11 protein-coding genes are annotated in these 14512 nt (G+C 36.1%); 5 read left to right on the forward strand and 6 right to left on the reverse strand.

Annotated features, from left to right (window positions below; translation table 11 throughout):
* The 4 genes from HRU49_RS05895 to pyk form a co-directional block, all read left to right on the forward strand.
* Nucleotides 1-770 (forward strand): beta-ketoacyl synthase N-terminal-like domain-containing protein (locus HRU49_RS05895; RefSeq protein ID WP_296355123.1); only part of this gene is annotated, 770 nt, incomplete at its 5' end.
* A gap of 7 nt (nt 771-777) precedes the next feature.
* On the forward strand, nt 778-1521 hold the full coding sequence (rnc, locus tag HRU49_RS05900; protein ID WP_296355125.1) for a ribonuclease III: 744 nt from the start codon (nt 778-780) through the stop codon (nt 1519-1521).
* 122 nt (nt 1522-1643) lie between these two features.
* Complete coding sequence (locus HRU49_RS05905; protein ID WP_296355127.1) at nt 1644-2120, forward strand: IPExxxVDY family protein; 477 nt, start codon at nt 1644-1646, stop codon at nt 2118-2120.
* A gap of 1 nt (nt 2121) precedes the next feature.
* Nucleotides 2122-3564 (forward strand): pyruvate kinase, encoded by a 1443-nt coding sequence (pyk, locus tag HRU49_RS05910; RefSeq protein ID WP_296355129.1) that lies wholly within the window; start codon nt 2122-2124, stop codon nt 3562-3564.
* An 87-nt stretch (nt 3565-3651) separates the two neighbouring features.
* Here pyk and HRU49_RS05915 read toward each other — a convergent pair whose 3' ends face one another.
* From HRU49_RS05915 to dinB, 3 genes are all read right to left on the reverse strand, one after another.
* Entirely contained in the window at nt 3652-4125 is a 474-nt protein-coding gene (locus HRU49_RS05915; RefSeq protein WP_296355131.1) for a hypothetical protein, read from the reverse strand.
* A 55-nt stretch (nt 4126-4180) separates the two neighbouring features.
* Nucleotides 4181-4363, reverse strand: a complete 183-nt coding sequence (locus tag HRU49_RS05920) for a hypothetical protein (RefSeq protein WP_296355133.1) — start codon at nt 4361-4363, stop codon at nt 4181-4183.
* Between the two features lie 205 nt (nt 4364-4568).
* Nucleotides 4569-5678, reverse strand: a complete 1110-nt coding sequence (gene dinB / locus HRU49_RS05925; protein ID WP_296355135.1) for a DNA polymerase IV — start codon at nt 5676-5678, stop codon at nt 4569-4571.
* 15 nt (nt 5679-5693) lie between these two features.
* On the opposite strand from dinB, the gene HRU49_RS05930 reads away from it, so the two are divergent.
* Nucleotides 5694-6167, forward strand: a complete 474-nt coding sequence (locus HRU49_RS05930) for a CYTH domain-containing protein (RefSeq protein ID WP_296355137.1) — start codon at nt 5694-5696, stop codon at nt 6165-6167.
* 47 nt (nt 6168-6214) lie between these two features.
* On the opposite strand, the gene HRU49_RS05935 is transcribed toward HRU49_RS05930, so the two are convergent.
* From HRU49_RS05935 to HRU49_RS05945, 3 genes are read right to left on the reverse strand one after another with little or no spacing between them, the layout of a single operon-like run.
* The gene (locus HRU49_RS05935; RefSeq protein WP_296355138.1) at nt 6215-8131 is read right to left on the reverse strand and encodes an OmpA family protein; all 1917 of its coding nucleotides are present in this window, start codon (nt 8129-8131) and stop codon (nt 6215-6217) included.
* 19 nt (nt 8132-8150) lie between these two features.
* Nucleotides 8151-9056, reverse strand: coding sequence for a type IX secretion system membrane protein PorP/SprF (locus HRU49_RS05940; RefSeq protein ID WP_296355140.1), 906 nt, complete (start codon nt 9054-9056; stop codon nt 8151-8153).
* 26 nt (nt 9057-9082) lie between these two features.
* The gene (locus HRU49_RS05945) at nt 9083-14443 is read right to left on the reverse strand and encodes a fibronectin type III domain-containing protein (RefSeq protein WP_296355143.1); all 5361 of its coding nucleotides are present in this window, start codon (nt 14441-14443) and stop codon (nt 9083-9085) included.
* Between the last annotated feature and the right edge of the window lie 69 nt (nt 14444-14512).

The following is a 14512-nucleotide window of genomic DNA, read 5'->3' on the forward strand; positions in this document are numbered from 1 at the left end:
CAGTTTCTGCTTGTGCTTCTTCCGCTAATTCAATGATCGATGCTCTTAATACAATTCGTTTAGGGCATTGTGATGTTGTTATTACTGGTGGAAGTGAGGCTGCAGTAACTATTGCAGGTATGGGAGGATTCAATGCAATGCATGCTATGAGTACAAGAAATGATAGCCCAGAAACTGCGTCTAGACCTTTTGATGCTAATCGTGATGGTTTTGTATTAGGTGAAGGTGCAGGTTCTATTGTTTTAGAAGAATACGAGCATGCAAAAGCTAGAGGTGCTAAGATTTACGCGGAAGTTGTAGGTGGCGGATTATCCTCAGATGCTTATCATATGACAGCACCTCACCCAGATGGGATTGGTGTTGTGGCAGTAATGAAAAATTGTTTGAAAAATGCTGGTTTAAATCCGGAAGATGTAGATCATATTAATACACACGGTACATCTACTCCATTAGGGGATGTTGCAGAATTAAAAGCTATATCTGAAGTATTTGGAAGTCATGCAAAAAACATAAATATTAATTCTACAAAGTCTATGACAGGTCACTTGTTGGGCGCTGCAGGTGCTATTGAAGCTATTGCTTCTATTATGGCGCTTGAAAACGGAATTATTCCTCCAACAATTAATCATGAAACAGCAGATGAAAACATAGATTCGGAATTAAATTTAACGCTCAATAAAGCTCAGAAACGAGATATTAAAGTCGCAATGAGTAATACCTTTGGATTTGGCGGTCATAACGCTTGTGTATTATTTAAGAAATTAGACTAAATCCCGAATGGGTTTCATTCGTAACATATTAAAAAGTTCCCGTTCTCAAGAAGACGGGAATTTTTTTTTACAACTAAGAAAGATTTTAGGTTTTAAGCCAAAATCAAAATCTCTTTACATCAAAGCCTTCACACATCGTTCGATGAATATAAAGGATGAAAAAGGCAATCCTATTAATTATGAACGTCTTGAATTTGTTGGTGATGCAATGATTAGCGCTGTAATTGCTGCGTATTTATATGGTCAAGTACCTCATGGAAATGAAGGATATCTCACAAAAATGCGTTCAAAAGTTGTGAGTAGAGAACATCTAAATGAGTTAGGAAAAGAGCTTGGTCTCATAGAATTGGTACAAAGTAGAATACCTAAGTCTAACTTTGGAAATAACATTCACGGTAATCTTTTTGAAGCATTGGTTGGCGCTATTTACCTAGATATGGGCTATAAAACTTGCGAAAAATTCTTATATCAACGGGTTATTAATCCACATGTAGATATTGAAACTTTAGAAGGTAAAGTCATCAGTTACAAAAGTTTGTTGATCGAATGGTGTCAGAAAGAAAAGAACACCTTCGATTACCTAGTTTATGAAGATACCGGTAATGATGAATTGAAGCATTTTTCAGTAAAGTTGAGTATTAATGACAAAGTGGTATCTAAAGCCAGAGCAACTTCTAAGAAAAAGGCTGAAGAAAAAGCTTCAAAACGTGCGTTTTTTGCTTTTCAGAAGCAAATTACAAAGGTAATTTGAATAATCATAAGTATTTTATTTTAACGATAACGTTTTCGTAGAATTTGACCGTCAAGATTAACCAAAAGTTAATTATTGTAAGTTATTAATATTCTATATTTACACCTCAAAGTTGTAACTATATGGCTTTACACAAACTTCTAGTTGATGAGTTTTATGACGATACTTACAAGCTCATTGCTATTCATTGTGGCTTAGAAGATTATCGTTTAGCCTATTTGCTTAATAGAAGTTTAGACTTAAATCTAACTCGCAAGAGCGAAGACTTAGATTTGGAATACTTAAAGTCATCATATAGCATCTTTGAATGGAATAATACCTCGCAATATATAACGTGGAACTTAATATCTAATGTTTGTAAGAAAGAGGAGGATAGTCTATACAGTACAGGATTATTTCGAACCAATCAGAGGGTGTTAAAAACATTTAATCTTGTGCCGGAATATAAGCGTGTAGATTTCTTTATTAAAATTTCTGAGGAAATACAGAATATTAATGAGAAACTTATACTTAACCGATTACAGAATATTCCTCAAATTGTCACGAGTTATTGTGTTAATCCATCAGAACTAAAATCTAAAGACCATTTAATTTTTTGAATTGATGTCAAATAAGAAAACGAAAATAGTAGCTACATTAGGCCCAGCAACAAGCAATAAGGAAACCCTCAAAGCCATGCTAGATGAAGGGGCAAACGTTTTTAGAATTAATTTCTCTCACGCAGATTATGATGATGTAACAGAGCGTATTAATATGATTAGAGAGCTTAACGAGGAGTTTGGTTATAATGCTGCTATTCTGGGTGATTTACAAGGACCTAAATTGAGGGTTGGTGTAATGAAGGGTGAGGTTATTGTAAATGAAGGCGATGAAATTATTTTTGCAACTGGTGAACGTTTTGAAGGCACTAAGGAACGCGTTTACATGACGTATGACAATTTCCCTCAGGATGCAAAACCTGGTGAGCGCATCTTATTAGATGATGGTAAATTAATTTTTGAAGTAGTGTCTACAGATGGTAAAAAAGAGGTAAAAGCAAAAGTTATACAAGGCGGACCTCTAAAATCTAAGAAAGGGGTTAATCTACCAAATACTAATATTTCGCAACCAGCATTGACCGAAAAAGATATTGAAGATGCTGTTTTTGCTATTAGTAAAAATGTTGATTGGATTGCATTATCTTTTGTAAGACATGCTGAAGATTTAATGCAACTAGAGGAATTAATTAAGGAGCACAGCGATCATAAAATTCCAATTATAGCAAAGATTGAAAAGCCAGAAGCCGTAGAAAATATCGATAAAATTGTAGCGTATTGTGATGGACTTATGGTAGCACGTGGTGATTTGGGCGTAGAAATTCCTGCAGAAGAAGTACCATTAATTCAGAAGAAACTGGTTTTAAGAGCGAAGCGTGCTAGAATCCCTGTAATTATTGCGACTCAAATGATGGAGACTATGATTACAAGTTTAACTCCAACCAGAGCTGAGGTAAACGATGTTGCTAATTCTGTTATGGATGGTGCTGATGCGGTTATGCTTTCTGGTGAAACTTCTGTTGGTCAGTATCCAGTGCAGGTAATTCGTCAGATGGCTAATATCATCCGTAGTGTAGAAGATTCTCCATTAATTGAAGTACCACAAGCACCACCACATATTCGGACAAAGCGTTATATCACAAAATCTATTTGCTATCATGCAGCTAACATGGCCAATGAAATAAATGCTAAAGCTATTTCAACCTTGACAAACAGTGGTTATACTGCGTTTCAAATTTCGGCTTGGAGACCTAAGTCTCACATTTTAGTGTTTACGTCTAATGCCCGTATTCTAACACAATTGAGTTTGCTTTGGGGTGTTAAGGCTTTTTATTATGATAAATACGTAAGTACTGACGAGACTATTGAGGATGTAAATGCAATAGCCTGTAAGAAAGGTTACCTTGATGTTGGGGATATGCTTGTTAGTTTAGCGGCCATGCCAATTAAAGACAGAGGAATGGTAAATACATTAAGGGTTACTGAGATTGAGAGTTGTAGTTTTTAAACTCAACTTGATAGATTCTACGGAATCCATTATCATATTTTCTAATTTGGCTAATTAATTCTTCAGCAGAATTAAAGCCGTTTGCTTTCATTTCAACACTGCTTCTTCGGCTTGTAAATATAGGGTTCCATTATTTACAAAAGGACAGAACTCCATGCCTTTAGAGTTTATTTGTTTTCCTAGATTTTTGGCCATTGACCATTCTCCATTATTATTTCCGCTGATGTACATATCACCAGAACCTAAACCATTTGGCCGTCTCCAACCACCAAAAATAATGTAGGACTTATCTGGGGCGATAAAGGCATTATATTCAGCACCCTTTGTGTTAATACCTTCTCCTAAAATCTCTGGTTTGGAATATACATTGTTTATCCATTTGCTCATAAAGATATCATCTTGCGATTCGAGTTCTTTTTTGATGGTTGTAAAGAAGAGGTTACCATTGCTGGCTATCGAAGGATAAAATTCATCTCCACCAGTATTTATAGGTGCACCAATATTTTTAGGTTGAGACCATTTACTGGTTTTAGAAGAACGCTCAACAAACCAAATGTCCATACCTTAGTATTAATACTACCCTTTGAAATGGGTCTATTAGACACAAAATAGAGCTTTAAATTGTTTGGCGACAAAAGGGTTCTAAATCGTTAAAACGTTCTGAAAACGGACTTATTTGAGGATCTTGCCATTCCCAATTGTCTTTTATTATTTTCATAATTACAGATAGTTCTCGAGCAGGACTCTGCAAAGTAAAGTAAGCTTCGGTTTCATCGGAACTCATTGTAAAGTCTCTCACTTTTGAAAATTTGAAGAAAATGTGTTCTACAAAAGGTTGAACACCTTTATCATGTTCTAATTGGGTTTCTGTGTGTTTTGCCTTTAATTTTCTTCCTTGTTACAAGACACAAGCGAAAAAGCGACTGCTAGCAGCAGTAAGGATAGCATAGATTTCATTTTTTGATTGTTTCAGTCAGTCTTATAAACTTATAAAACCTAAGTCATTAAAAGTCAAACTTTAACTGAACACTAACAGACTTATCCTTTGATTGTTTAAGCTTTATTTTTTCTGAATCAGTATTTAAATTAGATAATGAAATCCCTAATAGGCGTACGGAATTGTTCAAGTGCTCCTGATATAAAAGATCTTTTGCTGTATCAAGAATAATAGACTTATCTTGGACATAGTAGGGTAAGGTTTTACTTCGTGTTTGTAATGTGAAATCGCTGTATTTTATTTTTAGTGTAATGGTCTTTCCAGAGACCTTACTCTTTTCTAAACGCCGAGCTACCTCTTGTGCTATATGATCTAATTTATCAAGCATAAAGATTTCGGAGGATAGGTTTTCGCTAAAGGTTCGTTCTGCGGCAAGGGATTTTCTGGTACGGTTTGGTTTTACTTCACTATTATGTATTCCTCTAACAACATGGTAATAGTAAACCCCAGATTTACCAAAGTTTTCGTCAAGAAATTCTAAACTTTTAGCTTTTAAATCTTGACCCGTAAAAATGCCCTTTTGATACATCTTTTCAGCAGTAACTTTTCCAACCCCATAGAATTTTCTAATGTCTAGCGCTTCTAAAAAAGATATAACGTCTTCAGGATTTACGGTTTTTTGGCCATTAGGTTTATTATAATCGCTTGCTACTTTGGCTATGAATTTGTTTATAGAGATGCCTGCGGATGCTGTGAGTCCGATTTCGTTAAAAATGCGTTGACGTATTTTCTGTGCAATTAGTGTTGCACTGGGCAATCCTATTTTATTTTCTGTAACATCAAGATAGGCTTCGTCTAAGGATAAGGGCTCTACTAAATCCGTATAATCAAGAAATATTTTTCGAATCCGATCTGAAATCTCTTTATACCTCGCAAAATCTGTTTTTACAAAGATTAAATTAGGACATAATTTTTCTGCTAAGCGTCCAGACATCGCACTTTTTACTCCAAACTTTCGAGCTTCATAGCTTGCAGCACTTATAACTCCGCGTTTACCTCCACCTCCAACGGCAATGGGTTTACCTTTAAGTTCAGGATGATCCATTTGCGCGATAGATGCATAAAACGCATCCATATCTACATGAATAATTTTTCTAATTGGTAAATCCTGAATCATAGTGTAAATTTAGGCATGATTGAAATAGAAAGAAAATTTTTAGTTCTTTGCGATGTATATAAAAAAGATGCTACCACTAGTTATTCTATAAGACAGGGATTTTTAAATAGTCATGCAGAACGGACAGTCAGGGTTAGACTAAAAAAGGATGTTGGAATCTTAACCATAAAAGGAAAATCATCTGAAGATGGTTTGTCACGGTACGAATGGGAAAAAGAAATTTCATTTAAAGACGCCGAAGAACTATTTAAACTGTGTGAAGAAGGGACTATTGAGAAAGTAAGATATGAAGTAAAAAATGGAGATCATCTTTTCGAAATTGACGAGTTTTTCGGTGAAAATGAAGGCCTGGTTATTGCAGAAATTGAGCTTAATAAAGAAAATGAATATTTTGAACAACCAGATTGGTTAGGGAAGGAAGTAACAGGCGATATAAGGTATTACAATTCTCAACTAAGTAAGCATCCGTTTAGACATTGGAACAAATAAAAAAAGCTCTGAAATTATTCAGAGCTTTTTTATGATTGTGTTTTTAATTATTTCTGTGATTGAGGTCCACCACTTACAATTAAGAATTCAGAACGTCTATTTTGTTGATGTTCATCATCTGTACAGTTAGAACCACACTTAATTTTAAGATCACTTTCCCCTTTACCTTCTGCCGAAATTCTTGTAGCATCGATGCCTTGAGAAATCACGTATTGCTGTGTACTTTTTGCTCTGCGCTGTGATAATCTTTGATTATAAGGGGCCGGTCCTCTACTGTCTGTATGAGACGTTGCATTTATTACTAAGTCAGGGTATTTGTTCATGATTTGAACTAATTTATCCAATTCAAATGCAGCTTGTGCAGTAATATTGGATTTGTCAAAATCAAAATAAATTGGATTTAAAACAATTTCCTCAGGAGTAATAATTTCTTCGATAGGATCTAAAGAAATTTGCACCGCTACTTCTTCCTCTCTAGATCCATTAACAGTTACCTTCTTACTTTCATAGTCAGCCATTGTAACTTCAAGCTCAGTATTCTGTTCGCATTCCACTATAAATTCGGCAATACCATCAGCGTTAGTTGTTTTAGTCGAAACCTTATTTCCTTCAGCATCATATAATGACACAGAAGCACCACCAATTGGTTCTCTGTTAGTATCATCTAAAACCGTCGCTATAATTAAAACATCACATAATGGTTGTAATTTCTTAAAGGCATAAACATCATCACTTCCTTGTCCACCATCTCTATTAGATGATATAAATCCTTCTTCAGATTCGTCATCAATTATAAAGGCAAAATCATCAGCATTACTGTTAATAGGTATTCCTACATTTCTAATTGGTGCAATTTTTCCATCTATTTCTTTAGTGTAAAACACATCCATTCCACCTAATCCTAAATGACCATTAGAAGAAAAGTAAAGGGTGTTATTACTACTCATGTATGGGAACATTTCTTGTCCCTCAGTATTTACCTTTTGACCTAAATTAATAGGTTCTCCGATAGTTCCGTCTTCATTGATAGGTGCTTTATAGATATCAAAATTTCCATAGCCTCCAGGCATATTAGATGAGAAATATAAAGTTGATCCATCGGCACTAACAGCAGGATTTTTAACAGAGTAATTTTCGCTGTTTATAGCCAAACTCTCAACCGTATCCCAATCAGCACCTAATTTAGTCGCTTTAAATAAATAAAGTTGACTGTAGCGTACTTTACTAATAGAGTCTCTCTGGAAATCCTTTTCAAAATAACTCTCTCTAGAGAAGTACATTGTATTTCCATCAGGAGAAAATGATACTAAGCCTTCATGATATTTTGTATTGATTTTATCATTCATTAATGTTGCTGCACCATATGAACCATCACTATTTTTAGTGAAACTATAAATATCTAAATAAGGCTCTTCGTTCCAGCCATAAGTTTTACGATTATCATTTCTCCCTGAGGTAATATATAATTTACCATCATGCATGACACCACCAAAATCTGATTGTTCTGAATTGAAGCCAGCGTCCTGAACATTAAACTTCTTACCTCGCTCTAATATTTTAGGAAGGTAATTCGGGTTTTTTCGAAATGCGGTAGCTCTATTATCCGAAGGTCTCATAGAAGCAAACTTTTCCATTTGCTGATTAGATTCTTCATATTTCCCATTAGCCTTTAACATTTCAGAATACTTGTATATCATTTCTGGATCATCAGAAGATTCTAAAGCTTTAGCATACCAACGTTCTGCTTCCACAGTATTAAATATATTGTAATAGCATTCGGCCAACTGACCATAGACATACGATGATCCACTTCCTTTATCCACAAGTTTTTGGAATTTCTTGGCGGCATCCACGTATTCAAATCGTGCAAATTCTTTATCGGCCTTTTTTGTGTCTTTATTTTGAGCAGTTAAGCATAAACCACTCATCAACGTGATTAATAATAGTGTTTTAAAGTTTTTCATAATTGTTTAGCTTAACGGATTAAAAGTATCGAGGTGAACGAGAAACTCGTTTAGGGAAATTAAGATCAAATAGCAGCATGACCTCATGTGAAGCTGGTGCATACGCTTTGATATCAGATGACACAGCATCATATGCATAACCAACCCTAATAGCTGGGGTCAAAGCAAAATTGACTAAACCTGAAATTGAATCATCTAATCTATAAGACGCACCAATTTCAAACTTTTTAAAGAATCTTGCATTTAGGTTTACATCAAATGATGTTGGTGCACCGAATGCAGATTTAACCATAAATGAGGGTTTGAGTTCAGTATTAGCAGATAAGTTAAATACATAACCGCCAGTAACAAAATAATGCTGAGTTTCTGAGCCAATTTTAAACCCATTAGCATCTAAGTGCACAGATGATAACAGATTAGGAACTGAAACAGCAAAATAGTACTTATTGGTGTAATAGAAGAAACCTGCACCAATATTAGGCGTTGTTTCATTTATGTTTTGATTAAAAAATGGATCATCTGGATCAATAAGATCTAAGTCAGTTAAACCAATATCATGAAACGTGGCGCCAGCTTTAATACCGAATGCGAGTCGATGCTCACCGCCAAGTTTTAATGTATATGAAATATCTGCATAAACATTAGTTTCAGTTACTGGACCAATTTGGTCAGATATTAAAGATAATCCTAGTCCTAAGTTATTTCCAATTGGAGAATGTCCAAAGAAGGTACCTGTCTCAGGAGCACCACTAATATTAACCCATTGATTTCTATATAATAATCCAAAAGATAAATTTTCTCTTGAACCTGCATATGCAGGATTTATTATATTCATGTTGTACATGTACTGCGTGTACTGTGGGTCTTGTTGCCCATACATCTGAAATGCTAGGAGCAATACCGCTATTATCGAGAATTTTTTCATTATAATAAGTTGATTCTGTTAGTTGATTATCTGTTTATGTATATCCAAGCACTACGTTTCTTAGCACCACCTTCGTAAATCATGGTATAGAAATAAGTTCCTACTGGTAGTTCTTCACCACTATTGGTTTGACCAACCCATTCATTGCTATAGTTGTCTTTAGAGTAGACTAAGGTTCCGTTTCGATTAAAAATTTCAAGACGTGTAACATCATAACTACTTAAGTCAAAACTATCATTAAATCCAGGTGTAACTCCAGGGGAAATACCTTCTGGTATAACACAAGATTCTAATTCCATAACAAATTGACTTACAGTATTAACACAGCCCGTAGCGCTAAAGGTTATTTCTGCAGAATAATCTCCTTCAACTAATACAGTGTCTAGAGTTAATCCACTTGCTCCTGTAATTAATGTACCATCTAAATACCAGTTAACTGTTACTTCCGACTCTGTAAAGTTGTTAGGAATTATACCTATAATAATTGGAACTGTAGCGTTAGGACATACTTCATAATCAATCTGAGGATCAAACGATGCGAGTGGCACAATATTAACTACAAGGTTAAATGACGTAGTTGTATAACACCCTGTATTACTATCTAATGCTCTAAGATAAATAGTTTCACCACTACTTGTATATGGACTAGCCAAAGCTCCTGTGCCATTATCAGCATCTTCTTGAGACGTGTGGTAGCTTATCGTGATATCAGGATCTGTACTAACTTCTGGATCAATAGATGATAAATCAAAATCAGTTGCACCATCAACAGCACCATCTAAATCATCACATACAATAAAGTCTGCCGGTTGATTAATACTTGGTCTCGCATCAACGGTTAAAACAACTTCAGATAACTGACGACATCCTAAGAATCCGTTAGCTGCAGCATCTGCGTCTTCAACTCTAATTATTAAAGTCTCACCAGCAGAAGTATATGGTGATGTTACTGCGTTCATAGCTTGATTTGCGTCCGCTGTATTCGTGTAATAACTCACTATAAAATCCGATCCAAATCCTAAAGAGCTAGTTAAATCATCGAGATCAAACACCTCAGTACCGTCTCCTTCTGGTCCGTCACAAACCGTAAGGCTTTGAGAATCTAATGCCCCAGGGTCTTCGTAAAGGTTTATAACAACTATTTGTGAGAACGTGTCAACGCCACACTGAGTATCGAACGCTTGTACCTGGTAACTATTAGAGGACGTTACTGTAATTGAAGGACCGGTCTCACCTGGCATAACAAAACCATCTTCGTACCAAATAAACTCATCTGCAAAAGGAGAATTTGTTTCAATAGTTACAGAGTCAAATCCACACACATTTGCTTCTACTGGTGTACTAGGATCAGAATCTACATCAACAAACACAACCTCATTACTAATTATTTCTGCTTCTATTTCAGCTGAAATCTCACCACTTCCAGTATCATTTGTATTTGTCTGCTCAATAGTGATCGTTCCAGGGTTACCATTGAAGTTGGTAACTAATAACATGTAAATCTCACCAGCAATTGCATTATCAATTGAAAGATTTTCTACCGAAGCAGCCGAATAACTACAATCTACAATATTACCAAAAGGATAAAAGTTTGGATTACTCGTATTATTAGGACATGTAGGGCAATCTTCAAAAACAATATCCATACAAGCTTGTTCAACTGAAGTAAATGGTCCCCATAAAACGAAGTCAACATCTAAACCATTACCATTATCATCTTGTTGGTTGATTTGGATTTCAATTGGACCATCCTCACTAATTTGAATAATGTTCCAAACTGGATTAGGAGCTGTACCTAAGCAAGCTAAATCATTAGGATCTGGAATACCAATAATATTCGGAGTTGATAATGCACCACCATCAGAGCAGAAATTTTCAGCATTTTCACAAATAATGTTAGAAGGTGCATTTCTAATACAGATATCGAAACTTGATGTCTCAGATTGACTTCCGCCACTAAATACCCTTAAGTAATAGGTATTTCCAACAACTAACTGTGGTGTAACACTAGCATCATCATTTGAACAATATAATTCTGTTAAGGTACCACATGTTCCTTCATAAACTGCATGGTCTATGTTAAAGGTACCACCTGTAACGTTTAATATTGAAATAATTTGTACTTCACTCAAAGCTGTAAATTCAAACCAAACATCATCGTCCGTATCGCCAGTACAGCTTCCTGAAGGCACATTTGATGTTGTAGCTGCTAAAATTGTACCTGAGGTTAACATATCACAGCTACCATTATCATTTACTACAGCAGTGATTGCACCAGAACATTCATCATTTACTGGTGGACAAGCAAGTACTTCGAAGAATGGACTGCTTATAACACAATTGTTGTCTTGTTCATTAGTTACAAAAACTTTAACTGTATTTCCAAATGGGAATGGTCCAGATTGATATATTCCTGCAGCAGTTGCTTGAACTGTAGTTGCATCAAAATCATTAGAAATTGCTAACGAATTTGCATCTCCCAAACTTGTTACATCCACATCGATAAAGAATTGATCATTGTCACAATCCGTTGATACTGTGAAGTCAGCTGCTGGCAGAGTACAAGCTAATTCTTGGATATTCACTGTGAAATCTAAAGTAACACCCCAACTTCCATTGTAACATGGATTAGGTGTGGCTTGACCAGTATCTGCAGTACCGATTCGCATTCTATGTTCGCCTAATGGTGCAGTTATTGGCATCACAAATGACGCGTCCAAAGTTGTAGGATTGGCATTAGTAGATTCACCAGAAAACACAAGTTCTGTTGTACTATCAAATATTAAATCATCGTTAAAATCAATCCAAATATTAGTTCCATAAGTAAAACCAGTAGCAAATGTAATTGCTACGTTAGTATTAATGCCTTGGAAAACGTTAACCACTGGAGAGGTCTGATTCTCGTAAGTAACATCACCTAAACTCGGGAAATCAGTGACCCCTATAGTTACATTAGTTACTCCTTCTCCATCATTACTTGTTGGCTCGGATTCACAATATCCAGTGAAGAAATCACCAGGACCACCGAATGAACTCAAGTTCGAAAAATCACATTCTGCTTGAACGTAAAATTCATACTGTGTATCTGACGTTAAACCTGTTAAAACAAGTGGGTTTGTTGTTACGCCAGTGACTAATGTTCCTGTGCCAGGGGTAAAACCGGCAACACCATATTCTATATTCCAAACCGTAGAGGTTCCAGTTTCAGTCCAACCAATTTCCGTTGATGTCAAACTCAGATTTGTTGCAGTTAAATCTGTTGGTTCAGGACAAGTTGGGATACCTCTTACTCGGAAATTATCAACAAAGACATCAATATCTTCAGGGTCATCAACAGTTCCTTCCGAACCTAGAATGCCAAATTGAACTGTTTGACCAGCATAAGCTTCTAAAGTTACAACGGGTGTTATGCCAGGAAGAGGTACAACAGATGTACTGTCGTATGTGAGAAGAGGAGTCCATGACGCACCGCCATCTTGAGTAATTAATAATTGCACGATGTCATCAGAACCTAAAGTTCCGGCTACAGTGCTACTATTCCAATTGGTAATTGCAAAATCAAATTCAACTTGGAACGGACCACCAGTTAAATCAAATATTGGCGAAAGTATCCAGTCACTTTTACCTGTTGTGAAGAGGTTTATTTTGTATGCACCATCATTGGTGCCAATATTTATAAATTCGTCAGCGATCCATGCTCCAGTACCAAAATCACCTGGTCCACTTACAGAATCACCACTATCGGCTTCATCCCAACAATTAGGAATAATTGTATCAAATTGTTCTATATAATCTGGCGTAAATACATCACAAGCTGTAGTAAATGTAAATGGTCCAGAGAAGTTACTTGTATCACTTCCGCTACAATCTGCTTGTACATAAAAATCATAGTCAGTATTTGACATTAAGCCAGTAACAGTATAAGGGTTAGAAACTCCAGTGGCAGTTGGTGTCCCTGTTGGTGTATCTCCAGTGGGAACAACTTCAACATTCCAAACAGTTGCAGAACCATTTTCAGTCCAGCTTAAATCTGCCCCATCAATAGTAACGTTAGAAGCACCTAGGTTTGTAGGGAAGGTACAAGTAGGACCTTCCTGAATACAGATATCGGCTGAGCCAGCTTGTGTATCTCTCCATAATAGAGCTACATAAGTATTTCCTGGCGTTAGACCACTAATAATATCTGAACTGTCACCATCATCAAAAATATTATTGAAACATCCTAAAGACGTACCTCCACATGTGTCTAAAATTTCGAGACCAATATTATCCGCTCCTGTTCCAAAATTAAATACAACAGACCCGACAGTTGGTGCAGTAAAACTCACCCAATAACCAAAGTTGCCAAAGCCATCACATGATGGATTTTCTCCTGCAGCATCAATATCTTCACTAATACTAAAATCGAAAGTTGTTGGTGTTGCAACAGAGCAATCTGTTTCAACAGTCATAGGTATTGCAACATTACATGTACCACCTGGAGCAGGTGTATTAAAGGTAAAAGGACCAACTGCGCTTGATAATGACCCTCCACAATCTGCAACAACATAAACATCATAAACTGTTCCTTCAACAAGACCAGTTAAATTAAAACTTGTTACAGTTAAACCAGACTCCAAAGTTCCAGTTCCAGGAGTAAAACCTGAAACACCCCATTCTAAATTCCAAAGGGTTTCAGTTCCACCTGTATTCCAGGACACATCAGCTGTTGTTTGGGTTATGTTATCCACGGTAAGAGCGGTTGGTTCTGGACAGGACACTTCAAAAATACTAACATCATCAAAACCAAATCCTTCATCTGTAACAGAACCATCAGAACCAAAAGCAATTCTAAAGATTACATTAGCCTCTCCCGCTAGGCCATCGAGCGCATGTCTTGCTGTAACCCAGGCATTTGTACCTGCTGTTCCTGTGCCAGACCACCCTTCTTGCTGACCACCAGGATTACCATTAATTGTATTATCAGTATACCAGTTATTAGGATCTCCTGCAGCACCTACATTTTGCCAAGATGCACCAGAGTCGATTGACGATTGTAAAACAGCACCATCCCAACTAAATTCTATGTCATACCAAATACTCATTTCAATTGAAGGAGAAGATAAAGACGATAAGTCAAATACGGGACTGGTTACAGAAGAGTCTTCATTTGAGTTGTAATTACCAGTTAGGTTAGTTACCCAAGCATTTGATCCTGAAGCGGCACTATTAATAATGGCTCCTGCAGGCGACCCTAATGCCCAACTACCATTTGAATTGTTGTCAGCAACCCAGCCGCCATCACCAGACTCAAAGTCTTCTGTATAAGGGTAAGATGTTATTTGCGCTTCAATATTGGTGATTGTAAAACATGAAAGAACAAATAAGAATAAAGTAATCTTTTTCATTATTAATCGGTTTGTTAGAAATTATTAAACCCCTTGTAATTAATATATTACAAAGGAGTTGATTTATTT

The organism is Winogradskyella sp., assembly GCF_013213975.1.
Classification (GTDB): domain Bacteria; phylum Bacteroidota; class Bacteroidia; order Flavobacteriales; family Flavobacteriaceae; genus Winogradskyella.